18 protein-coding genes are annotated in these 21,511 nt (G+C 71.6%); 8 read left to right on the forward strand and 10 right to left on the reverse strand.

Annotated elements, in window-relative coordinates:
• Window positions 1-42: 42 nt before the first annotated feature.
• Complete coding sequence (locus AB0G74_RS03925) at window positions 43-867, forward strand: helix-turn-helix transcriptional regulator (RefSeq protein WP_361140293.1); 825 nt, start codon at window positions 43-45, stop codon at window positions 865-867.
• Between the two features lie 511 nt (window positions 868-1,378).
• On the opposite strand, the gene AB0G74_RS03930 is transcribed toward AB0G74_RS03925, so the two are convergent.
• Complete coding sequence (locus tag AB0G74_RS03930; protein ID WP_361140297.1) at window positions 1,379-1,879, reverse strand: hypothetical protein; 501 nt, start codon at window positions 1,877-1,879, stop codon at window positions 1,379-1,381.
• A 259-nt stretch (window positions 1,880-2,138) separates the two neighbouring features.
• On the opposite strand from AB0G74_RS03930, the gene AB0G74_RS03935 reads away from it, so the two are divergent.
• Together AB0G74_RS03935 and AB0G74_RS03940 are read left to right on the forward strand one after the other, a co-directional pair.
• The gene (locus AB0G74_RS03935; protein ID WP_361140300.1) at window positions 2,139-3,611 is read left to right on the forward strand and encodes an alpha/beta fold hydrolase; all 1,473 of its coding nucleotides are present in this window, start codon (window positions 2,139-2,141) and stop codon (window positions 3,609-3,611) included.
• Between the two features lie 218 nt (window positions 3,612-3,829).
• Window positions 3,830-4,561 (forward strand): DUF4232 domain-containing protein, encoded by a 732-nt coding sequence (locus tag AB0G74_RS03940; RefSeq protein WP_361140303.1) that lies wholly within the window; start codon window positions 3,830-3,832, stop codon window positions 4,559-4,561.
• A gap of 75 nt (window positions 4,562-4,636) precedes the next feature.
• Here the strand turns inward: AB0G74_RS03940 and AB0G74_RS03945 are convergent, their stop codons facing one another.
• Both AB0G74_RS03945 and AB0G74_RS03950 read right to left on the reverse strand, forming a co-directional pair.
• Window positions 4,637-5,062: a peptidase inhibitor gene (locus tag AB0G74_RS03945; protein ID WP_361140306.1), complete on the reverse strand. Its 426-nt coding sequence runs from the start codon at window positions 5,060-5,062 to the stop codon at window positions 4,637-4,639.
• Window positions 5,063-6,217: a helix-turn-helix domain-containing protein gene (locus AB0G74_RS03950; protein WP_361140309.1), complete on the reverse strand. Its 1,155-nt coding sequence runs from the start codon at window positions 6,215-6,217 to the stop codon at window positions 5,063-5,065.
• A gap of 94 nt (window positions 6,218-6,311) precedes the next feature.
• On the opposite strand from AB0G74_RS03950, the gene AB0G74_RS03955 reads away from it, so the two are divergent.
• The gene (locus AB0G74_RS03955; RefSeq protein WP_361140311.1) at window positions 6,312-7,367 is read left to right on the forward strand and encodes a hypothetical protein; all 1,056 of its coding nucleotides are present in this window, start codon (window positions 6,312-6,314) and stop codon (window positions 7,365-7,367) included.
• 47 nt (window positions 7,368-7,414) lie between these two features.
• Here AB0G74_RS03955 and AB0G74_RS03960 read toward each other — a convergent pair whose 3' ends face one another.
• Window positions 7,415-7,870 (reverse strand): MarR family winged helix-turn-helix transcriptional regulator, encoded by a 456-nt coding sequence (locus AB0G74_RS03960; RefSeq protein WP_361140313.1) that lies wholly within the window; start codon window positions 7,868-7,870, stop codon window positions 7,415-7,417.
• A 244-nt stretch (window positions 7,871-8,114) separates the two neighbouring features.
• Between AB0G74_RS03960 and AB0G74_RS03965 the strand changes: the two genes are divergently transcribed.
• Window positions 8,115-8,615: an NUDIX domain-containing protein gene (locus AB0G74_RS03965; RefSeq protein ID WP_361140315.1), complete on the forward strand. Its 501-nt coding sequence runs from the start codon at window positions 8,115-8,117 to the stop codon at window positions 8,613-8,615.
• A 93-nt stretch (window positions 8,616-8,708) separates the two neighbouring features.
• On the opposite strand, the gene AB0G74_RS03970 is transcribed toward AB0G74_RS03965, so the two are convergent.
• The 5 genes from AB0G74_RS03970 to AB0G74_RS03990 form a co-directional block, all read right to left on the reverse strand.
• Window positions 8,709-9,272, reverse strand: coding sequence for a hypothetical protein (locus AB0G74_RS03970; RefSeq protein ID WP_361140318.1), 564 nt, complete (start codon window positions 9,270-9,272; stop codon window positions 8,709-8,711).
• Between the two features lie 113 nt (window positions 9,273-9,385).
• The gene (locus AB0G74_RS03975) at window positions 9,386-10,003 is read right to left on the reverse strand and encodes a hypothetical protein (protein WP_361140321.1); all 618 of its coding nucleotides are present in this window, start codon (window positions 10,001-10,003) and stop codon (window positions 9,386-9,388) included.
• A 122-nt stretch (window positions 10,004-10,125) separates the two neighbouring features.
• Window positions 10,126-10,503 (reverse strand): VOC family protein, encoded by a 378-nt coding sequence (locus AB0G74_RS03980; RefSeq protein WP_361140324.1) that lies wholly within the window; start codon window positions 10,501-10,503, stop codon window positions 10,126-10,128.
• 163 nt (window positions 10,504-10,666) lie between these two features.
• On the reverse strand, window positions 10,667-12,349 hold the full coding sequence (locus AB0G74_RS03985; protein WP_361140456.1) for an MFS transporter: 1,683 nt from the start codon (window positions 12,347-12,349) through the stop codon (window positions 10,667-10,669).
• 592 nt (window positions 12,350-12,941) lie between these two features.
• The gene (locus AB0G74_RS03990; RefSeq protein WP_361140327.1) at window positions 12,942-15,725 is read right to left on the reverse strand and encodes a serine hydrolase; all 2,784 of its coding nucleotides are present in this window, start codon (window positions 15,723-15,725) and stop codon (window positions 12,942-12,944) included.
• A 299-nt stretch (window positions 15,726-16,024) separates the two neighbouring features.
• Here AB0G74_RS03990 and AB0G74_RS03995 point away from each other — a divergent pair, with 299 nt between their 5' ends.
• The 3 genes from AB0G74_RS03995 (at window position 16,025) to AB0G74_RS04005 (ending at window position 18,617) form a co-directional block, all read left to right on the forward strand.
• The gene (locus AB0G74_RS03995) at window positions 16,025-16,756 is read left to right on the forward strand and encodes a GPP34 family phosphoprotein (protein WP_358825630.1); all 732 of its coding nucleotides are present in this window, start codon (window positions 16,025-16,027) and stop codon (window positions 16,754-16,756) included.
• 455 nt (window positions 16,757-17,211) lie between these two features.
• The gene (locus tag AB0G74_RS04000; protein ID WP_358825631.1) at window positions 17,212-18,075 is read left to right on the forward strand and encodes a helix-turn-helix transcriptional regulator; all 864 of its coding nucleotides are present in this window, start codon (window positions 17,212-17,214) and stop codon (window positions 18,073-18,075) included.
• A gap of 332 nt (window positions 18,076-18,407) precedes the next feature.
• Window positions 18,408-18,617 (forward strand): DUF397 domain-containing protein, encoded by a 210-nt coding sequence (locus AB0G74_RS04005; protein WP_361140331.1) that lies wholly within the window; start codon window positions 18,408-18,410, stop codon window positions 18,615-18,617.
• A 39-nt stretch (window positions 18,618-18,656) separates the two neighbouring features.
• On the opposite strand, the gene AB0G74_RS04010 is transcribed toward AB0G74_RS04005, so the two are convergent.
• Window positions 18,657-21,314 (reverse strand): NACHT domain-containing protein, encoded by a 2,658-nt coding sequence (locus AB0G74_RS04010; RefSeq protein WP_361140334.1) that lies wholly within the window; start codon window positions 21,312-21,314, stop codon window positions 18,657-18,659.
• Window positions 21,315-21,511 lie beyond the last annotated feature (197 nt).

A 21,511-nucleotide genomic window follows, 5' to 3' on the forward strand; every position in this document is an offset into this window, starting at 1 on the left:
GGGTCATGGCCTGTGTGACCGTGACCCGATTAACCTGCGTTTATGGAGGCCACGCCACAAGTAAGGATAGGACCCCTACTACGGGACTGGCGGCGCCGCCGCCGGCTCAGCCAGCTCGATCTGGCCCTGCGCGCCGACTCGTCGGCGCGCCATCTCTCCTGTGTGGAGACGGGCCGTGCCATGCCCAGTCGCGGCCTGCTGCTGCGGCTCTGCGAGGCGATGGACATCCCCCTGCGGGAGCGGAACGCCCTGCTGCTCTCCGCCGACTACGCGCCCGCCTACCGCGAGAGCAGCCTTCAGGACGCCGATATGGCGTCCGTACGGGCCGCTCTCAACCGGCTGCTGACGGCGCACGAGCCGTATCCGGCGGTCGTCGTGGACCGGGTGTGGAACGTGCTCGCGGGCAACCGGTCCCTGTCGATGCTCACCGACGTCGTCTCGCCGACGCTGATGCACCCCCGGCCGAACGTGTTCCGGCTGATCCTGCATCCCAACGGACTGGCGCCGAGGCTGGTCAATCTGGAGGAGGTACGCGAACTGACCCTCGCGGCACTGCGCAGACAGGTGGTGGCCACCGGGGACCCCCGGCTGGAGGATCTCTACGAAGAGATCTCGGCCTATCCGCGGCCCGAGGGCACGGGCGACGAGGACTGGGCGGCCGTACCGCCGCGGCCCTGGACGCCGAGCCCGGTGGAGGTACCGCTGCGGCTCCGGACGCCCCGGGGGGAGCTGGCGCTCTTCAGCACGATGACCACGTTCGGGGCGCCGGCCGATGTGACCCTCTCCGAGCTGGGTGTCGAGCTGTTCTACCCGCTCGACGACTCGACGGAGAGGGCGCTGCGCTCGGGGGCGGCGGCCCTGGCGTGACCGGGTGACCCGTTCGCGTCGATCCGCGCGCCCGTGCGGCGCCGCGCGGTGACCGCCGCGTCCGGCGGACCTTCCGGGGCCGCTTCGGCGCACCCCCCGGCCCGTCCACCCCCACGCCCCTGAACAACCCTCCGATCCCTCATATCCCCCACGACCCGGACCACAGCCCGCGGAAATCACCGAGACCGCACAGACCACACAGACCGCAGAGACCACGGAGACCGGCCAGGCCGCTCCCACCGGCCCGAAGGCCCCGGCGGCCCCGGTCCGGCCGACGACGACGTCGGCCGATGACCGGGCGACCACGGCGGCCGTACCGACGAAGACGTCGGCGGACCAGGTGCCGACGACGGATCCGACGACGGGGTCGGAGCCCGGAACCGTCCACCAGGTCCCCTTACGCGAGCGGGGGGAGTCGGCCGGTCCCGTAACGGAGTTCGCCCGGCGGTGCCCACGGGCGCCGCCGGGAGCCGGGACCGGGGCCGCCCCTCCGCCGTACGGCGGCGGCCTGTCAGCACTTGTTCGGCGTACCGTCCAGCAGCGAGAAGACCTCGACCGTCAGGGACTTCTCCCGGGGCTCGAACCACACCTGGAACACCGCCCGGCCCCCGGTGAGCCGCTTCTGGAAGCACAGGTCCGAGGGGTCGCGCTCATCGTCGTCTCCGCCGGTCACCGGGCCGGGGGTCCAGCCGTCCGCCTCGGCGGCGGCCCGCAGATGATCGGCCACGGCCCGCTTCTCCCCCACCAGCACCAGGACATTGCTGCCGAAGACGAGTTCCTCGCCGCTGTCGTCCAGACAGCCCGTGCCACCGCCGGGCGCCTCGTACCCCCGCTGCGGCCGGGTCCCCGGCGGCGGACCGGCGAAGACCGGCAGGGCGTCGATCTCCCGTACCAGCGCGTCGGTCCCCTCGCAGTCGTCCACGACGTTCAGAAACGGACCGTCGACGGCCTGGAGTATCCGGTCCTTCGCCGAGACCACCAGCACGGCGGCGAGCACCAGCGCGAGGGCCACGGGACCCAACACCCCGCGTATGGCGCGTACTCCGCCAGCCGGGCCCATGGCGTCCCGTCCTCCCCGTAGCGTCGTGATCATCCGAAGATACCCGGCGGCGCCCCGGAGCCCGGTGGATATCCCGTGACGTTTCCGCTGGCACCTCTCCCCGGCCGGTGAACCACCCGGCCACCCGGTGAGCCGCCCGGCGGGGTGCTCGTTACGTTCCCGCCATCCGCCGGTGGCGGCGCCACCATGCGGGCGGACGACAGTGACGCTCATGACCACCGACTCTGCCCGGAGACGACGGGGAACCGCCGCCCTGCTGGCCCTCGCCGCCTCCGCGACCCTCGCCGCGCCCGGGGCGGCGACCGCCGCGCCCGAACCGCGCGGTACGACCGCCCAGCGCGTCCAGTGGGGGCCGTGCCCCCATGTCGATCCGCCCTATCCCGACCCGGCGTCCGAGTGCGCGACGATCGAGGTCCCGGCCGACTGGGCGAACCCGAACGGCCCGAAGACGGGTCTCTTCGTCGCCCGCCACAAGGCCACCGACCCGAAGCGGCGGATCGGCGTCCTGATGTCCAACCCGGGCGGCCCCGGGGCGCCCGGCGCCGACGACGCGCTCAACCCCACCGATCCGTACCAGGGTTACACCCCCGAGATGCGCGCCCGGTTCGACATCGTGGCCTTCGATCCACGCGGTATCGCCCGCAGCCGGGGTGTCGAGTGCGACGAGACACCGCTCGCCGGGGCCCCCGCCCGGCCCGCCACCGCGACCGAGTTCGAGCGGGTACGTACCGCCAACGCCCGGTTCGTCGCCGACTGCGTCCGGCGTACGGGCCCGCTGGCGAAGAACATGGACGCCGAGGCGACGGCCCGCGACATGGACGCGATCCGGGCCGCCCTGGGCGAACGGAAGATCAGCTTCCTGGGGCACTCGTACGGCACCCTGATCGGTGAGCGCTACGCCCGGATCTTCCCCGACCGGCTGCGCGCCCTGGCCCTCGACAGCGCGATGGACCCCGGGCAGCCGGGGCCCGAGCGGTATCTCACCGACGCCGCCGTGACGCTGAACAACACACTGAAGCGGGTCTCGTCCTGGTGCGCCATGAACGCGGCGACCTGCGCGATCAAGAACAAGAAGGTCACCACGGTCGCGGAGGAGCTGTTCGCCCGCGCCGACGCGGGCACCCTCCGCGAACCCGGCCCGAACGGCCCCACGGCGAAGAAGGTCTCCCCCGACCGGCTCTCCGACTTCCTCGGCGACGTACTCGGCGCCGATCCCGCTTCCGTGGCCCAGCAGTTGGCCGCCCTGCACTCCGGCACCGGTGAGGTCCACTGGCTCGGCGGCGGCGCCCACGAGACGGCGCTCCGGCTGGTGCTCTGCCGGGACGAGGACTACCGGATCAGGGACTTCGCGGAGTACCGGGCGATCCGGGACCGGGTCGCGAAGGCGGCACCGTACGTCCGTTACGAATCCCAGTCGCTGAGCTTCGTCCTGGCCTGCCAGGGGTCCCCGCTGCCGCCGAAGCCCGTACCGGCCCGCGCCACCGGCACCCCGCCCCCCATCCTGGTGGTCAACGCCACCCATGACCTGGCCACACCCCTGCCGGGCGCCCGCCGGATGGCGCACTCCTTCCCCCGGGCCACCCTGAAGACCTTCGACGTGGTGGGCCACTGGCTCTACACCACGGGCATCCCCGGGGACCCGAAGGGCCTGATCGACCGCTATCTGCTCGATCCGCGACGCTGACCCGCACCGCTTCGAGCAGGGGGTTTCCCCCGGCCGCCACGGCCGGGGGAACACCCCGGTATCCGCCTCGTGATCATGTCACCGGGCTGTGACGGCGTCGTCCGGGAACGAGGACGCGCGCATCCCCGCCGCTCAAGGCGCCCTCATAGTGATCGAACCAGCGCAGAGGTGCCCCAGCCGCCCCGGCGCTTCGACCACCGACACACCAGGGGGATCCCATGACCGGCCACCGTCGCAAGACCATCTTCGCCTCCGCCGTCCTCATGAGCGGCGCACTGCTGCTGACGGCCTGTCAGGGATCGGAGCCCCAGGCGAAGGGCGGCGACAAGGCCGAGAACGCCGCGGCCACCTCTCCGGCGCGCAAGGCGTCCACCGAGTCCACCGGCACGGGCGGCGCCCAGGAGGCAGGCACGGGCAAGGACTCGGGCGCGAAGGACGGCACCACCGGCACGGGTACGGGTTCGGGGACGGGCAAGGGCGGTACGGGCGGCACGGGCAAGGACGGCATGGGCTCCGGCGCCGACGCGGGCGACGGCTCCCGGGTCCCGGTCGGCCAGGTCTGCGGCGCGAACGACCTGTCCTGGTCCACCAAGAACCGTACGCAGGGCGGCGGTTACATCCTGGTCGTGGCCAAGGCGAAGCCGGGTATCACCTGCACCCTGCCGGGCGAGCTGCCGACCGTGGCCTTCGGCTCCGACGGCACAGAGGCGAAGCCCGTCCAGCACTCCCCCGGCAAGCCGATCACCCTCAGCGGCAACGCCAGGGCCTATGCCGGGGTGAGCCCCAAGACCACCTCCGACAATTACGGCAAGGAACTGACCAGCATCATCGTCGCCATCGGCAACGAGGACCCGAACCCGGCCGAGCTGAATGTGGGCAAGATCCTGGTCGACAATCCGGTCGTCACCAATTGGCACACCTCCGAGAAGGACGCGCTGCCCTTCAACTGAAGCAATAGGCAGTCGCTTTCGTACCCGAGCCGGGCTCCGAGGAGCCCGGCTCGCGCATATCGGCCAACAGGTGGATCAGGTCTGCCAGGGCTTGGCGTCGCCGGTGCAGACCTTGTCCGAGACGTGGAACGCCGGGTTCCCGCCGGTGGTGTCACCGGAGGAGCCTCCCGGAGCGATCGTGGCGTGCGGCCCGCTCCAGTTGGCGGAGTTGGTCCAGGTGGAGCCGTAGTAGTACCAGAGCGTCGCCTTGACCGGCAGATTGTTCCGGTAGGACATGATGCCGTTGGACGGATAGGTGAGCTGGAAGTCCTTCAGCCAGTGACAGTCGGCGACACTGCCCGTGGTGAGTCCGGGCTCCCGGAACTGGGTGCTCTTGTAGAGGCAGAGGTTGTTGGAGCTGCACGGCACGTCGGCGGTCGCCGGTGCCGCGGTCAGAACCCCGCTGCCGACCGCCATGGCCAGTGCCGAGACGAAAACAGCCGCCTTACGACGCATATTCATTCAGGTCTCCTCCTTCTTGGTGCCGGAACACTGCACTGTCGAATGACCGAACGAATGACCGTTTATCGAATTCCGGCGACCTACCACGGAATTCCTCGGTTCCCTTCGTTCCGTGATCGAAGCTACCCGGGCCCGGACCGCCGAATTCGACGTTGCGCGCACGCCCGTCCGACGATGCGCGCACAGCGGCTCGGAGGAGTGTGTATGCCGGAATTCGCGGGGAGTGACGCCGTAGGCGGTCCGGAACGAACGGCCGAAGACGTCCCCGCTGGCGAAGCCCCAGCTGCCCGCGATGGCCGCGATGGACCGGTGCCGTAGCTCCGGCCGGGTCAGATCACGGCGGCAGCGCTCCAGCCGTCGGCGGCGGATCGTCGCCGCCACGGTCTCGTCACCGGACCGGAAGAGGAGATGGAGGGAGCGGAGGGCGATGTGGTGATGCGCGGCGATGGTGCCGGGTGTGAGGGCCGGATCGCCCAGATTCCGGTCGATGAAGGTGTCGATCCGTCTACGGAGGATCTCCTCATGGGTCTCGGCGGTCAGCGTGTCCCCGGCGTCGATCCGGTGGGCCAGCAGCCCGGTGGCCAGGTCGAGGACGGTCCGCGCCAGCCGGGGCGGGTCGTCGGGGGCGCAGCCGTCGGCGTGTGCTTCGAGCGAGCGGAGGAATTGACCGAGTACGGCGCCGATGCCGTCCCGGGCGGGGAGCCCCTGGCCGAGCGTGGCGTCGAGCCGGTCGGCCGGGAGGGCGAGCAGCGGTCGCGGGATGCCCAGCAGCCGGAGCGTTCCGTCCGGGGCGGCGGTATCGGCCCGGTGGGGGTGGGAGGTGTCGAGGAGTACGGCTCCGCCCGCCTCGACCAGGGTGTCGGTGCCCGGGACCGAGATCCGTACCGCGCCCTTCGCCACCATCACCAGGACATAGCACTCCGGATCGCTCTCCCGGATCAGCCGGGCGGGCCGCCGGGCCGAGGCGGTCAGCCGGGAGTAGTGGAGGCGGGCCACCTCGATCCCGCCCAGTTCCAGCAGCCCGGCCCCGGCCTCGAAATCGGCGGATGCCCCGATCCTCAGGTCGTACGGGACGGCCGTACGGGCCGCCGCCGTACGGCACCGGTCCGCCCGGTCCTCCGCCGCCATGCCGTCGGTCGACGTCCAGAACCACACCCGCGCCCCCTTGAATCCGATGGAACTCGCTGACCGAACGTGTCGTTCCTGCACGACTTCCAGCGCATCGAACCCCACCGAGAGGCGAAAATAAATGAGGCGTTTCCTCACGGCCGTCACGGCGGCCGTCGTCCTGTCGGCCTCGGCCGTCTGGTCCGGCACCCCGGCGTCCGCCGGAGCACAGGCTTCCGCCGGAGCGCAGACGTCCACCGCGCCCACGGCGTCGGCCGGATCGCAGGTGTCCGCCGGTTCGCCGGTATTCGACTATCAGGTGACCCGGCACGCCGCGGAGTACAAGGAGATACCCGGGACGCGGATCGAGTTCGACGCCCGGGCGGGCGAGACCTCGTATCTGTGGTCGCGCGGCCTCAGGGCCGGAAACCTCACCCCGCTGGTACAGGGTGAGAACATCGGCAACACCTTCGCGGTGAACTGCCGCCTCGCCGACGGGACCGCCCTGCCCGCCGGTACGGAAACCGGGGCCTACTGGGCGGCGAACCTCGTCCCGCCGGACGAGACGTCGTACGCGCCCTCGGTCCGCTGGCTGTTCTCGGCCCCGGCCGACGGCCGGTACGCCTGCCGGATCTCCGTGGTCGGCTACTCCAGCATCATCACCGGTGGCCGCCAGGTGACGATGCGGGTGGCGGCGGGCGCCGAACTGGCCAGGGCGCAGTACCCGGCGACCGCCCGCTGGACGCTGCCCGCGGCGTCGTCCGTCGTGGTCCAGCCGGGGGCGACCGCGACGACCCTGGGCTATACGTTCACCCCGGCCGGCGCCGACCGGATCGCCGTGGTGCAGGACGTGGCGCTCTCGACCTGTGTGCCCGGCTCGTCGATCTGCGGCGGCGGGATTCCCGGTGTCGACGGCTCCCGGGTGGAGACCTGGGTCGAGGCGCAACCCCGGAATCCGGACGGCACGACCTGCGGCGCGCCGGTCTCGTCCGCCGCGCAGAAGTGGCACATCTCGAACGCCAAGCACCACCAGACCTCGCCCAACACCCTCTATCTGACCCGGGCCGGGCTCGGCGGTTGCTCCGAGGTGCGGCTGGCGCTGAAGGTGCGGAACACCGGCGGCAATCCGGTCAACGTCCACGCCGGTCATGCCTCGGGCGGTATCGCGGCCACGCACGGGGTGGCCTTCACGTACTGAGGTACGGGGGTACGGTGCCGGGTCCGGCACCGTACCCCCCGGACCCGTCAGACGTCCGGGACGTCCGCGCCCACGTTGCGGGTCATCCGCCGGAGGACCTTCACCGTGGTCAGATACTCCTCCTCGGTGATCCCCTCGGTGACCTTCTCGCGGTTGGCCCGCTGGATCCCGGCCGCCCGGTCGCGCAGTTCGCGGCCCTCGTCGGTGATCCGGAGCCGGTCGTCATCGCCCCGGACGAGGAGCTTCCGCTCCAGCAGTACGTCGATCTCCGGGGCGAGCCCGGCCCCGACATCGAGATTGTCCTGGTTGGCGGCGAGGAGTTCGTCCCGGGTGACGCCGTCGCCGGACCCCACCACATGGTTGAGCACCCACCACTGGGGCTGGGTGACCCCGATCGCCGCCAGCCGGGCCCGCGCGTACGCCAGTACGGTCTTGCCCACGGCCCAGGTCCAGTAGCCGATCGGCTGTCGCAGCAGTTCGGCGTCGTCCCGTGAGTCCGTCATCGCCCCACCCTCCCGTTTTGCCGTGCGTGATCACCGGCCACGGTAGAACCTCGACTCGGCTTGAGGTCAAACCCCCTGGCGCATCGCCGGTGCCTCGCGCACCCGGGCGCCCCGGACGTAACCCCCGCTCCACGCATATGCCCCGGCCCGGGGAGCAAACTCTGGGGCAGAGGGAGCACAGAACGGGCCGGGCGGGGCGCAGGGAGCCGTCCGGGCCGTATCGCCGACGAAGGGAAGAGGCACCGTGGCTCAGCCGAAGACCGCCGACCAGCCCGAAACGCTCGCACCCGCCCTCGCGTCCATGACCGTGCTGGTCGCCGCCGTCATCGTCCACGACCAGGCCACCAATCGGATCGTCCTGCTCCAGCGCGGCCGGGACGCCAAGTTCGCCCCCGGGATGTGGGATCTGCCGGGCGGCAAGAGCGAGCCCGGGGAGCCGATCACGGAGACCGCCGTACGCGAACTGCACGAGGAGGCGGGGCTGACCGTACGGCCCGAGTCGCTGGCCGTGGCGCACATCGTCCACGGCGCCTGGGGTGCGGCGGCCCCCAACGGCTATCTGACCGTCGTCTTCACCACCACCGAATGGTCCGGCGAACTCCGCAACCGGGAACCCCACAAGCACGCGGAGGTGCTGTGGGCGGGGACGGACGAGTTGCCGGACGATTTCGTGCCGACCACCGCCAGCGCCCTGGACCGGCATCTCAACCAGGGGCCCGACATCACGCTCAGGGGCTGGCGGTGAGCGCAGGCCCGGGGCGGGCGGAGGGGCGGAGAAGGGGGCGGGGCCCGGCATCGACCGCCGGGCCCCGCCCCCTTTCGCCGGGTTCCGGGCGGCCTACTCGTGGAAGTGGAAGCGCCATGCCTGCCGTACGTCGTACGGCCGCAGTTCGGCCAGCGCCGTACGCGGCGGGTAGATCAGCAGCGGGCTCAGGTCGAGCGCCAGCTCGGCGCCGTCGACGGGCCCGCCCGGCACCACCACATGGAAGGTGTACGGCTCGGCGCTCTGCCGCAGGGACCATTCGACGGGCCGGTCCGTGCCGACGACGAAGCGGCCCCGGCGGGGGTCTCCCTCGTATCCGGCATAGGTGTTCCGCCGGAGGTTCCGGAGGGTGACATTGCCGTTGGCGAGCGTTCGGAGCTGCCATTCCTGGTCGCCGGGCTGCCCGACGGGGTGCAGTACGACGACGCTGTCGCGGGGCTCCAGCAGGGTGAGGAGTTCTTCCTCGGGCCTGCCGATGGCATAGACGCCGTCGGGGGCCGGGGCGCGGCGGGCGGCGGGCCCGGTGGCCCGGGCGGCGGCGGTCGTGGCCGCCGCCGCGGTTCCGGCGGCGAGGAGGGCGGCGGCTCCGGCCGCGGCGGTGGCGCCGAGCAGGCGGCGTCGGCTCATGGGTTCGGTCATGGCAGGGATTGTTGGCCGCCTGTGCCCGCCCGGTCCCCGGATGACCTGCTGGTTCGCCCGGCCGGGTGAGTCATTGGCACCGCGTTGCCGAACCGCCGCGCCGCCGTGCGGGGTCAGTCGTCGCCGTCCCCGGCCTCGTCGTCGTCATCGCCGCCGTCGTCGTCGTGATCCCGGTCGCCGTCCCACTGCCAGCGGCCGTCGTCCCAGCCCGGCTTGGCGTGTTTGCCCTTGCCGGGGATCCGCTCCCAGGGGCGTTCGGCGGACGGGCCGGGCCGTGTGGGGCGTTCGGTGCGCGGCGGCGGCTGGGTCCGCGGGGCCTCGGCGGCCGGGCGGGGCGCGCGGGTGGTGTCCGTATGCCCCGCGGGGACCGCCGCCGGGGCCGCCACCCGGCGTGCGCCCGGGGTCGTACGCGCCGGATCGGGGGCGCCGCCCCGCGATGCCTCCGGGGTGGGTGAGGGGCCGGTGGCGGGCGGGGTCTCCTCGGCCCCGTCCGGCCCGGCGGGGTCGCTCAGATCGAGATCGGTCGAGCCCGCGATCCGGTCGGTCTCGCGGCTGCTCTCACCGTCGTCGACGGCGAGCAGTACCGTGGTCGTCACGCCCGCGGTGAGGGCGAGCGCCACTCCCGTTCCGAGCAGTCCCCGGCCGACCCGGGAGAGTGGGGAGAGCGGGGTGTCGTCGTCCAGCCATATGCCGTCCCCCGCACGGTGACGGCCCTTCGCCCTGAGCTGCATGGCGGACACTATGCAGTACGGGCGCACTCCCGCGTGAGGGTCTTCACAGAACGCGGTCGGATTCCTCATACACCGATCCCCGTCACCTCCGGCGCACGCCCCCCGGCCGCCACCGATCCGGCTCAGGGCGTCCCGGGGCCCTGGAGGATCTGGAGGTAGTTGCCGTCCGGGTCGGTGATGGTCGAGAACAGCCAGCCGCCGCCGGCCTCCTCGACCGGCCGTACCCAGGTCACGCCCAGGGTATCGAGGTGCTTCTCGGCGGCGCGGATATCGCGGACCGTGATGTTGATCAGCTGCCTGCCGGGTTCCGCGGCCCGGTCTGCGACGTCGTCGCGGCGGTCGAATCCGATGATCGCCCCCGGTCCGACGACGAGCAGATGCTCTTCCCAGCGGGCACCCAGCGGCTCCAGCGCGGCCCGGTACCACGCGATGAGCCGCTCGGGGTCCGTACCGCCGAGGACGACACCGAGTCCGGTGATGTTGCCGTTGGTGGCTGTCATGGGTGGGCCTCCTGATGTTCCCGCCGGGCGCGTCCGCGCCCTACGGGTCCTGACCGCGTACGGCGCCGGAACTCATCGGTCCGGCCACCGCCACGGCCCCGGCCGCTTCACGGCTAGCGCTGTACCGGGAAAGGCGCACCGGCCCACGACGCCCGGTACGGCACTACCGCAGTTCGTCCGGGCAGGGCGTACCGCGCGGCAGCGAGTAGCGGCCCGCGAGCCGGTAGGTGCCCGCCTCGGGGGCGACCAGCTCGGTCCACTCGTCGCCGTCGAGGTTCTCCTCGATCTTGATCAGACAGCCGTTGGGGTTGTCGAACGTCTTCGGTTCGCCGTCCTCGCGGTCCTTGGACTCCTGGGTCTCCTGCGGGCCCTTGACCCGCTTCCCCTTCTCGTCCACGAGGCTGAGCCAGGGCGAGTAGGGGACCCGGATCAGTACCCGGCCGGGCTGTTCGACGGTGATCCGGAGCTGGTTGGCGCCCGCGTGCTCCACCTTCGCCGGGGCGGCGGCGAGCGGTACGGGGTCGTTCACGGCGAAGATCTGCCAGTTGGAGTCGCCCCAGACCCGCTTCAGATACGGCAGGCCGCCCTCGACCAGCTCCTTCTCCTGCTCGGCGCCGACATCGGGCCTGCCCTCGGGCAGCACCACGTAGTGCACGGCCATCCGGTCGAGCCAGGCGCGGTAGTCGGCGGCGGTGAGGGTCTTCTCCTCGTCGTAGAAGAGGGGGTTGCGCTCCATGTCGGCCTGGCGGTTCCAGCCGCGGGCCAGATTGACGTACGGCGCGAGCGCCGACGCCTCGCGGTGGCTGCGGGCGGGCACGACCTCCACCCGGCCCCGTTCGGCGTCGAGGTCGTCCAGCTTGTCCACAAGGGGCGCCAGCTCGAAGTTCCAGGAGGCGGTGGGCGCGGTCCTGACGACGTCGTCAACCCCCTTGAAGCCGATCCAGAAGTTGAGCCCGGCGAAGGCGACCAGCAGCGCGTACCAGCGGCGCGAGCGGGGGACCGCGTACGGCAGGGCGGCCAGCAGGGTCACCCCCGCGAAGAGCATCGCGAGCCGGGTGACGTTCGAGCCGATCTGCGAGTCGATGAACCAGGTCAGTATCGTCCCCAGGCCGTAGACCACGGACGCGGTCCGGACCGTGCGCCACTCCTTCGGGACCAGGACGTAGACCAGGACCGAGAAGATGAACGGCAGCGAGACCGTGCCCAGCGACATCGGCTGGGTGCCGGAGAACGGGAAGAGCCAGGACGACAGGCCGACGACGGCGACCGGCGGCAGCCCGATGGCGAAGGCGCCCGGCCGCCGCTTGTTGAGGAAGAGGGCGGCGGCGACGACGCCGAGGAAGAGTCCGGCGACCGGGCTGGACGCGGTGGCCAGTCCGGCCAGCGGCGCGGCGACGGCGGCCTTCGCCCAGCGCTTGGTGCGCCAGCGGTACGGCCAGCAGAAGACGGCGGCCACGGCGCCGATCGCGAACATCATGCCGAGGCCGAAGGTGACCCGGCCGGAGAGCGCGTTGCAGAGGAAGGCGAAGACGGCGGCCAGCGCGCACGGCAGCGGATTGCGGACGGCTCGGACCCGGACCAGGACGAGCGCCGTGAGCGCGGCGGAGACCGTACCGGCGACGATCATCGTTGACCGGACGCCGATCAGGGACATCAGATAGGGCGAGACGACGCTGTACGAGACCGGGTGCATCCCGCCGTACCAGGCCAGGTTGTACGCGGACTCGGGGTGCCGGCCGACGAACTCGGCCCAGGCGTCCTGGGCGGCCAGGTCACCGCCCGTGTTGGCGAAGAAGAAGAACCAGATCAGATGCCCTATGGCGGCGACCACGGTGGTGACGATCACCGGACGGCGGGTGAGCCGGTCCCAGACGTCGGCGGTCGCGCTCCGGAACCGGCCGGGGCGGGGGTCCGGGGAGCCGGGGAAGCCGTCGGGGTCCGGGGAGCCGGTGCCGTCCGTCGCCGACGACCGTATTCGGGGTTTCGCACCGGGGCCGACGCCGTCCGTCCTGACCGGCTCTGCGGTGGTCACTGCGGCTCTCCCCGTCTGTCGCTGGTCGGCGGTGTCGGTGCGGTCGGTTTCTTCGGTGCGGTGCTCGGGCGGATCCCGGTGGTGCGGTGTCGCCGGGCCCGACGGCGCCGGTGACGGCGGTACGGCAGATGCCGCTGAGGTCGGTGTACCGACGTTACCCGAGACGGGTCGGCTCCCATCAAGGACGCCGGACGGGGCGACCGGGGTTGCCCCGGGGCGTCCCGGCCCCGGGTCCCGGGCGACGTCAGATGGTACGTACCGATCCCGGGCCCGGGGAAGCCGACGCGGGGGCGCCCCGGAAACCGGGACGCCCCCACTCCTCCGCTCGCGCCGTCGCGGGCCCGGACGGGCCGGCCCGCGGCCGAGCCGGGTCGGCCCGCCGGATCAGCCCGGGCGGCCCGTCGGATCAGCCCAGCCGGGTCAGCTTGTCGCCGAACCCGGGCTCGGCCAGGTTCTCCCGGAGCGCGACCGGGACGGTCTCCTTCGCCGGGCCCGACAGAACCGACAGCTCGCCGATCACATCGCCCGCGTTCCCGGAGCGCGGCAGCTCGCCCTTGCGCATCGAGAGATCCAGCTTGATCTCCAGACCGCCCCAGCCGATCGCCTTCAGATCGCGGGTCGCGACCACCGGCACCCGGCCGCCGAGACCGTTGTCGAGATAGCCGACGGCCTGCCCCTTCTTGACGACCGTGGCCCCGACCATCCCCTCCCGGGTCGACTCGATCATCTTGATGCTGTAGTCGATCGCCTTCTGGGTCTTCTGGTACGGCGAGTCACCGTCGCGGGCGTTCATCGCGACACCGTTGATCCGGTAGTACGTACCGTCGATCTCCTTCACGAACGACCAGAGCAGATTGCCGCCCGCCGGGGTGGAGGAGCCCGTCTTGATGCCGTCGACGCCGTCGAGCAGCAGCGCCCGGTCGTTGCCGTTGCGAATGGACTCACTGCCGGGGATGTCCACGTTCGTGGTGTTGGTGATCTCCCGCAGCACCTTGTTGTTCATCACGGCCTCGGCCAGCTTGAGCTGGTCGGCGGGGGTGGAGACGGTGGTCTTCTTGAAGCCGCTGGGGTCGGTGTAGACGGTGTCGCGCATCCCGAGCTGCTTCGCGGCGTCGTTCATCTTCTTGACGAACGCGGCCTCGGAACCCGCGTTCCAGCGGGCGAGCAGCCGGGCGGTGTTGTTGCCCGACTTGATCATCGTCAGCTGGAGGAGCTGCTTCAGGGTGTACTTCTGGCCCTCGGAGACCTTCGCGACGGACTCGTCCTCCCAGTTGCCGGACTCCCGGGCCGCCTGGGCGTCGATGGTGATCCTCGGACCGTCCTCGCCCTCCTTGAGCGGCCGGTCGCGGAGGATGACGTACGCCGTCATGGCCTTGGCGACGCTCGCGGTCGGGGCGACGCCCTGCGGGCCGTACGTCCCGATCGTGCCGACGCCCTCGACGGCGACGGCGCCCTGGCCGTCGGTCGGGAAGGGCAGGGTGAGCTTGGCGCCCTTGAAGGTGAAGGTGGGCTTGGCCGAGAGTTCGAGCGCCGGGGCCGGGAGCGGGCGGAGTATCTGGGCCACCGCTCCGATCAGGGCGAGCAGCACCACCACCGGGGTCCAGATCTTGAACCGGCGGGCCACCGTCCGCATCGGGGTGGGCGGCGTGTTCGTCAGCTCGGCGAGCAGGTCCATCGGCGGCAGCGGCGGTACGGGCTGCTGCCGGGTCCGCTCGGCGTCGACCAGCGCGGCGGGTGCGGCAAGCCCGGCGGGCGGCTCCGCCGGGGCCTTCGCGGGGGCCGCCGCCGGGGTTTTCGGCGCAGGGCTCTTCGGCGCCGGAGTCTTCGGCGCTGCGGTCGCGGCTGCGGCGGGGGCCTCGGGCTCCGGGTCGGCGCTCCGCAGCGGTACGAAGGTGCTGGCCTTCTTGCCGCCCTCGGCGCTCTTGTCCCCGTCGCCCTCGCTCTTGCCCTTCTTCTCCTCGGCCGGGGCCGAATCGGGCTCGCGGCGCGGCGCGGGCGGCAGCTTCAGGGCCGTCGTCGGGCTGTCCACGGCGGGCGCGGGGACGGCCCCGGTCCGCTTGGCCTGCGGGGTGAAGACGCCGGTCGGAGTGTCCAGCTTCTCGTCGGTACGGGGGGCGGCCCCGCCCTTCGCACCGGCGCCGGGCCCGGACTCCTCGTCCTTGCCCTCGCTCTCTTCGGCCTCGGCGTCGGCGTCCTTATTGTTCGTGTTATCGGCGTTATCGGCTTCGTCGTCATCGGCGTCGTTGTCGCCGTTGTCGCCGTCGTCTTCGCCGGACTTGCTGTCGTGATCGCTCTCGACGGCGGCCTCGGGCTCGGCGTCCTCGGCGTCCTCGGCGTCCTCAGCGTCTTCGTCATGGGTGGCGTCGGTGGCGTCCGTCGTGTCGCCGCCCGCTATCGCACCCGTCGCGGTGCCGGACTTGCCGCCCTCCGCGCCCTTTTCGGTGTCGCTCTCGGGGGCGTCCTCGGCGGAATCGGTGTCGTCACGACCCTCGGTGGCCGCAGGAGCGGCGCTCCGGGCGCTCTCGACGGCCTCAGGGGCCCCGGAAGCGCCCTCGGGGGCCGGGGGCGCATCCGGAGCGCGCGGGGGCGCCTCAGGGGCGCTCAGGCGCGGTTCCGGGACGACCGCGGTCACCTCCGACGTCGGATGGTCCGACCCGGCGGCGAGAGCACGGCGCCCGGCCTCCACGGCCTCCGCCTCCGCGTCGACCACCCGAGCCGCGTCGTCGGCGGTGGCGTCGTCATTGCTGTCGGCGTCGTTGTCGGCGCCTGTGTCGTCCTCGCGCTCCCCGTCACTCGCGTCATCCGCGCCGTCGGCGTCGGCCGCGTCAACCGTCTTGTCCGCGTCGTGAACGACATCGCCGTCGTCCACACCGTCGTCCGTGGCGTCAACCGCCTCGTCCGCGCGGTCGTTGTCACCCGCGCCCCGCACTGCGTCTTCGGCGTTTCCGGCGTCCTCGGTCGCATCGGCCTCGGTCGCGTCGGCCTCGGCTGCGTCGGCCTCGGCTGCGTCGGCCTCTTCGCCGGAGACCGGCTCGGGCGGCAGGGTGAAGACCGCCGTCGGCTGGTCCACACGGGCGGCCGACATGGCGAGCCGAGGGTCACGCTCACCCGGGGTCGTCGCCCCCGACGACTTCCGCTGCTCCGACTTGTCGGGGGACTCGCCCGCCACCGTGCCTCCTCGATGAACCATGAACGTCGATCGTGCCGCCGCCGGACACGACCCGGTCCGCCCGGGACGTCCGGGGACGGTCCTGCGGGTGATCCGGTGATCCGGCGGAAGATCCTTCAGAAATACAGGCGGCCGGTACGCTACGCCCAGCCGGGGCCCGTGTTGTCCGAACCATCTCTCAGTGTCCAGTGTGAGAACACGTCCCCCGCCCCTAGACGAGAACGACATACCTATCGGTTCCCGTACAAAGCACTCAGGCGCTCTCGACAGACCAATGTGAGAGGGGTCACCCTGTCATTCATCCACGCGGGGAGGCATGGATGGGCAGGAGCCGCAGAACACTTCCGGAGGAGTTGCTGCTGCTCGCTCTGGACCCGACCACGGGTACCACAGCGCAGCCGCAGTCACTCGACCTCGGCCTTGCCGGAGCGCAGCTAGTAGAGCTGGCTCTGGCGGGACGGATAGCCCCAGACGGGGATCGTATCGCCGTGGTGATGCCACGGCCGACAGGAGATCCGACACTGGACTCCGCACTGGAGTTGCTGCGACGCCGCGGCAGTCCGGTCCGGGCGGTCCACTGGATCGGCGGGCCCCGGCTGGGGCTGCGTCAGATCTATCTCGCACATCTGGAGCGGTGCGGCATGGTTCACGCCGTCGCCGGTCAGATGTGCGGCGTACTGCCGACAACTCGCTACCAGGCGACGGACACGGCGATCAGCCGAGACATCAGAGCCCGGCTGGACAGCGCGATCCGGACCGGCGTACCACCGGATCCACGGACCGCGGCCCTGGCCGCGCTGGCCCACGCGGTGGGTCTGGGCAAGCATCTCTACCCCGGTAACGAGGGCCGTTCGTCTCGGTCCCGGTTGCGGGATCTGATCCGGCACGACCCGATGGGCGGTCTCGTGGCGCATGCCGTGATGGACGTCCAGAACGGTGCGGCGGCGCAACCGCGGCGCGCGCCGGGCGCGGCGGGCGGCGGCGGTCGGCAGAACGCGAGCGTCGCGATGCCGCAGCGCCGTTCCGGTATGGCCCGGGCCGTCGCGCACTGACCCACCCGGGTAAGGGCCGCCTCGGGGCGGTCCGGGTCCGCTGGTGACTCCGTGTCGCACGCGACCGTCGTACGGCGCCGCAGGGCTGCCGTGCGGCAGCAGTACCACCGGTGCCCGCATTCAGGGCGGGCGCCCGGAGATCGCTCTTCGCCGTCCGCGCGGTGGATCAGGACACCGCGCGGCGGCACCCGCGTACGCGTACGCACCGCCGTGACGGGGTCCGCCGGATCCCGGACCGCCGGTACGGCAGCCGCGCGGGGAAGCGCGGGACGCGCCGACGGCCGTCCCGTGCTTTCCGCTGCCCGGATACGGACCCCATTCGCCGCTCCGGGGCCGGACGCGCTTTTATCGCACCGGGTATGCGTGTGGCCAATTCCCCCCGCACACCCCGTCACAGGTGGCAATCTGCTGAGCAGTAGATACGCTCGGCTACTTTCAGTCGGAGGTGCTGTTCCATGGCATCCAACGTCAATCCCACCGTCAGGCGCCGCCGTTTGGGCCAGGAGTTGCGCCGGCTCCGGGAACACAGAGGGATGACGGCGGAGGAGGTGGCCGACCGTCTCCTCGTCTCGCAGTCGAAGATCAGCCGTCTGGAGAACGGCCGCCGCTCGATCAGTCAGCGCGACGTCCGCGATCTCTGCGGGGTGTACGAGGTGGAGGACCACCGGGTCGTCGAATCGCTGATGCAGATGGCGAAGGACTCCCGCCAGCAGGGCTGGTGGCACGCGTTCGGCGACATCCCGTACAGCGTGTACATCGGTCTGGAGACCGATGCCGCCAATCTGCGGGTGTACGAGCCGCAGATCGTGCCGGGTCTGCTCCAGACCAGGCCGTACGCGGAGGCGGTGGTCGCGGGCGCGGCCCCGGAGAACAGTCAGGTGGAGGTCGACAAACGGGTCAACGTCCGGATGCGCCGCAAGGAGAGGGTCCGCGACACCGATCAGCCGCTGCGGCTCTGGGCGGTGATCGACGAGGCGGTGCTGCGCCGGGTGATCGGCAGTCCGCTGGTGATGCGGGAGCAGTTGGAGTATCTGATCGAGATGGGTCAGCTGCCGCATGTGACGGTGCAGGTACTGCCGTTCGACATGGGCGCGCATCCGGGGATCAACGGCCAGTACGCGATCCTGGAGTTCCCCGACGCGGCGGACTCCAGCGTCGTCTATATCGAGGGCGTCACCAGCGATCTGTATCTGGAGAAGGGGCCGGACGTCCAGAAGTACATCGTGATGTACGAGCATCTGCGGGCGCAGGCACTGGGCGCCGAGCAGTCCCGTACGTTCATCGAGGACATGGCCAAGCAGTACGCGCGTCAGCTGTGACGGCCATCCCGGTAAACGGCCGCACGACCGCACGACCGCACGGCTGAATGACGCCGAGTTCCCGCCCGTTCGGGCGGGAAATTCGGCACCCGCATCGGGAGGGGCGGAAAGATAGCGCCCCTCACCGCATCACGGAAGGGTCGGATGGCAGATGCCATCCGACCGGGTGAATGCGTGCCCCGTGGTCCTGTTCCGGCGAGTAGCGTCGAAGACGTCAACGATTCACCAACAAAGCACCAACAAACGTCAACGGAGGGCCGGGAGGCACCGCTTCCCGGGCGCGTGAGGTGCTCGGTCCCTTACTTGCCGGAACTGCTGAAGCGGGAGCCAAAATGGCCATCATTCAGGGCGCCACCGACACCTGGACCAAGTCGTCGTACTCCGGGGGCAACGGCGCCTGCGTCGAGGTGAAGTCCCCCGTCGTGGCGGAGATCGCCGTCCGGGACTCCAAGGTCCCCGCCGGTGCCCGGATCACGTTCGTCCCCGACGCGTGGAATGTGTTCGTCACCGAGGTCGGCCGGGGTGCGCTGACGGCGGGCTGATCCCCGCCGCGTCCCCCGGCGACCCGCGCGTCGCCGTGCTCAAGAGCCCTCTCGACTGGTCCGCCGTCCCGGCCGAGGGGGCTCGGCCCTTTCCGCGCGCGGCGCGGGAAGCGGGGTGGCCTCCGGGCGGAAGAAATCGGCGTCCGGGCCGTGCAGCACCGTGAGGTCCGAGGGCAGCGCCGTCGGCAGCAGATCGTCCCCCTTGGGGAGGACCAGGATCCGCAGCCGGGGGAAGGCGTCGAGCCAGCGCCGGCCCAGATGGAGATAGCCCTCCCGCAGCCAGAGATGGGTCAGCTGCCCGGGGTCGAGATGGTCCACCAGATCGTCCGGGTGGTAGGGCCCGGCGATCTGGATCCGGGCCCGGCCGCCCAGCTCCTTCAGCGCCTTCAGATGATCCACACCACGGGCCGTGTAGTACAGCTTGTGCGGGTCGAGATGGGCGATGATCTCCCGGGCGTACCGCTCGGTGTCGAACCGGTCCCAGGACCAGGCCAGCTGCCGCCGGACCTGCCAGGCCGGATGGTTCCGGTAGCGGACCAGGACCGAGAGCGCCGGATCCGTACCGATCAGGGTCGCCGTCGTCACCACATGCATGGCCTGGTCGTCGGTGAGCCCTTCGGGGCCGGGCAGCATCCGGGGAACAAGCGATCCCTCGACCTCGGCGAGCATCCGGGCGAGGGTCGTACTGGACGGCGGCAGCAGCTCCGACACCAGGCCCCGCACCGCCTGCTCGACGTCCGGGGAGATCTCCACGGCCTGGTCGAGACAGGAGGCGGCGAGCAGCGGCGCCCGTATCCCACGGGAGCGGACGCCGGGCTTGACGACGGCACCGGCCAGCATGCCCTCGATGATCCGGCGCCGCTCGGCGGGTCTGGCCAGCGCCACCGCCATCCGGACGACGTCCTCCCACTGGTCGTTGAGGGCGTTGTCCAGCAGCAGGGGGAAGTCGCCCTCGTCGACCAGAGCTTTGGCGGCCAGATAGTCCTGGAAGGTGCGGTGGACGAAGTCGAGTCGTCCGACGGCCGGTTCCCGCAGCAGCCCGGAGCGCTCGATCAGATGCCGCAGCACCCGCTCCGGGGTCTCCCGGACATGGCTCATATGGCTCAGGGTCCGCTCCAGCTGGCCCAGGGCGTCCTCGTGGGACATCTCCGAGCGGTTGTTGCGGATCATCCAGTGGGCCAGCTTCTGGAGCAGGACGATGCTGGTGTCGGTGGAGAACCGCAGCTCGTTCTCGGTGAGTACGCCGCGCTCCACGTCACGCCGCTCCAGCAGCATCCGCAGCGCCGCCTCGTACAACTCCTTCCGGCCCTGCGGGAGATAGCCGCGCCGCTCCCGGTAGAGGGCACAGAGCAGTCCGCACATCAGCGGATTGACCGCGAGCCTGCCCAGGTCGTCATTGGTGTGGATGGCGTCGATCAGAGCGTCGGCCCGGTCGTCCCCGGCTCCGGCGGCGGTGTGCCAGCGGCGGACGAAGCGCTCCACCTCGGTCCGCCGCATCGCGGAGAGCGTCAGCTCGGCGAACCGTTCGCCGGTGAGCCAGCCGTCGCCGACGGACGACGGGCGGGTGGTGACCAGCCAGAGGTTCGCCGGGAACTCGGCCATCAGCTCGCGCAGCCAGCGGCGGGTGGTCTCCCGCTCCCGCCGGGGGATCTCGTCGATGCCGTCGACCAGGAGGAGGGCCCGGCCGGCCCGCAGCACCCGGTCCGCCCAGCCGGGCGGCTGGCCGCCCGCGACCGTACTGCGGACGGAGTGCAGAAAGGCGTCCGGGGTCGGCGGCTCACCGTCGCGCATCACCCGGCGCAGCGGCAGCACGAACGGCACCCGGCCGACGAGCTGGCTCAGCCGTCCGCCGAGTTCGCCGAAGTCCTGCCGGGCGGTGGCGACCGCCAGCCACTGCACCAGGGTCGTCTTCCCGGAGCCGGCCGGTCCGCGCAGCAGGACCCGGTCCCGGCCGGAGAGGGCCCGCTCGGCGGGCAGCGGCACGGGCAGGGCGTCAAGACCGGGGACGGTCGCCTCCAGGGAGATGTACGCGGCGTCCAGCGGCCATTCCCGGGCGTGGTTGAGGTCGAGGCCGTAGATCGTCAGCTCGCCGTACTTCCGCTGGATGTGGCGGGCGTACTGCTCCTCGAAGCGGGTGTCCTCGGCGAGCCGGGACGGGATCCGCTCGACCAGCAGATCGATGGTCGCGATCAGCCGCTCCACGGCCCGGGTCTGCTCGACCAGGGTGCGGGCGACGAAGCCGGAGCGGGTGGTGAAGAAGTTGACGATATGGAGGCAGGCGGTTTCGAGGAGGGGGTCGAAGTACGCCTCGGTCTCCTCGGCCATGGCCGAGGGCCGGGTCAGCCGGGCGGCCAGCCCCTCCGGGCCGAGCCGGACGGCCTGGACGTCGTCCATGTCGAGATCGCCGAGGCTGTGGAGGGCGACGGTCAGCGCCTCGGTGAGCTGGACCCGGACGAAATGCGGCATCGCCTCGTGCGGGCCGCGCTCCTCGACGGCCCGGTCGACCAGAACGGTCGCCAGGGCGCGCAGATTCCGCTCGCCGAGCCCGGACTGCTCGCCGGTGAAGGAGACCAGCCGTGCCATCCGTACGGGCGCGTCGACGAGCCCGGCCCCCGCGACACCCGGCACGAACAGCTTTCTGACGAGGGGCGCGAGGACACCTGAGGCGATCCGGACGGTGACGGCTGTGGCATCCATGGCGCGATGCTAGCCAACTCGGGTCAGGCCGAGCCGGGTTGTCCACAGGCCCGGGGACGGGTTGCGTACGGGCGGGGCGGCGGGGGTGGACCATCCGGGACATGTCCGGGACGACCGGGGCCGTTGAGAGGGCGCCCGGCCGCCGCCCAGACTGGCGGTGGCGCCGCGAGTCCGGGGGGAACGGGACCGGCGGCGCT

This window comes from Streptomyces sp. NPDC020875, from assembly GCF_040641415.1.
GTDB lineage: Bacteria > Actinomycetota > Actinomycetes > Streptomycetales > Streptomycetaceae > Streptomyces.

What these genes read in the sequence shown, in the direction of transcription:
- AB0G74_RS03990 (WP_361140327.1), bottom strand. Translation starts at nt 15,725, where the DNA reads ATGGTTCATCGAGGAGGCACGGTGGCGGGCGAGTCCCCCGACAAGTCG.
- AB0G74_RS04000 (WP_358825631.1), top strand. Translation starts at nt 17,212, where the DNA reads ATGGCATCCAACGTCAATCCCACCGTCAGGCGCCGCCGTTTGGGCCAG.
- AB0G74_RS03940 (WP_361140303.1), top strand. Translation starts at nt 3,830, where the DNA reads ATGACCGGCCACCGTCGCAAGACCATCTTCGCCTCCGCCGTCCTCATG.
- AB0G74_RS03935 (WP_361140300.1), top strand. Translation starts at nt 2,139, where the DNA reads ATGACCACCGACTCTGCCCGGAGACGACGGGGAACCGCCGCCCTGCTG.
- AB0G74_RS03995 (WP_358825630.1), top strand. Translation starts at nt 16,025, where the DNA reads ATGGGCAGGAGCCGCAGAACACTTCCGGAGGAGTTGCTGCTGCTCGCT.
- AB0G74_RS03975 (WP_361140321.1), bottom strand. Translation starts at nt 10,003, where the DNA reads ATGCAGCTCAGGGCGAAGGGCCGTCACCGTGCGGGGGACGGCATATGG.
- AB0G74_RS03960 (WP_361140313.1), bottom strand. Translation starts at nt 7,870, where the DNA reads ATGACGGACTCACGGGACGACGCCGAACTGCTGCGACAGCCGATCGGC.
- AB0G74_RS04005 (WP_361140331.1), top strand. Translation starts at nt 18,408, where the DNA reads ATGGCCATCATTCAGGGCGCCACCGACACCTGGACCAAGTCGTCGTAC.
- AB0G74_RS03980 (WP_361140324.1), bottom strand. Translation starts at nt 10,503, where the DNA reads ATGACAGCCACCAACGGCAACATCACCGGACTCGGTGTCGTCCTCGGC.
- AB0G74_RS04010 (WP_361140334.1), bottom strand. Translation starts at nt 21,314, where the DNA reads ATGGATGCCACAGCCGTCACCGTCCGGATCGCCTCAGGTGTCCTCGCG.
- AB0G74_RS03945 (WP_361140306.1), bottom strand. Translation starts at nt 5,062, where the DNA reads ATGAATATGCGTCGTAAGGCGGCTGTTTTCGTCTCGGCACTGGCCATG.
- AB0G74_RS03925 (WP_361140293.1), top strand. Translation starts at nt 43, where the DNA reads ATGGAGGCCACGCCACAAGTAAGGATAGGACCCCTACTACGGGACTGG.
- AB0G74_RS03970 (WP_361140318.1), bottom strand. Translation starts at nt 9,272, where the DNA reads ATGACCGAACCCATGAGCCGACGCCGCCTGCTCGGCGCCACCGCCGCG.
- AB0G74_RS03955 (WP_361140311.1), top strand. Translation starts at nt 6,312, where the DNA reads ATGAGGCGTTTCCTCACGGCCGTCACGGCGGCCGTCGTCCTGTCGGCC.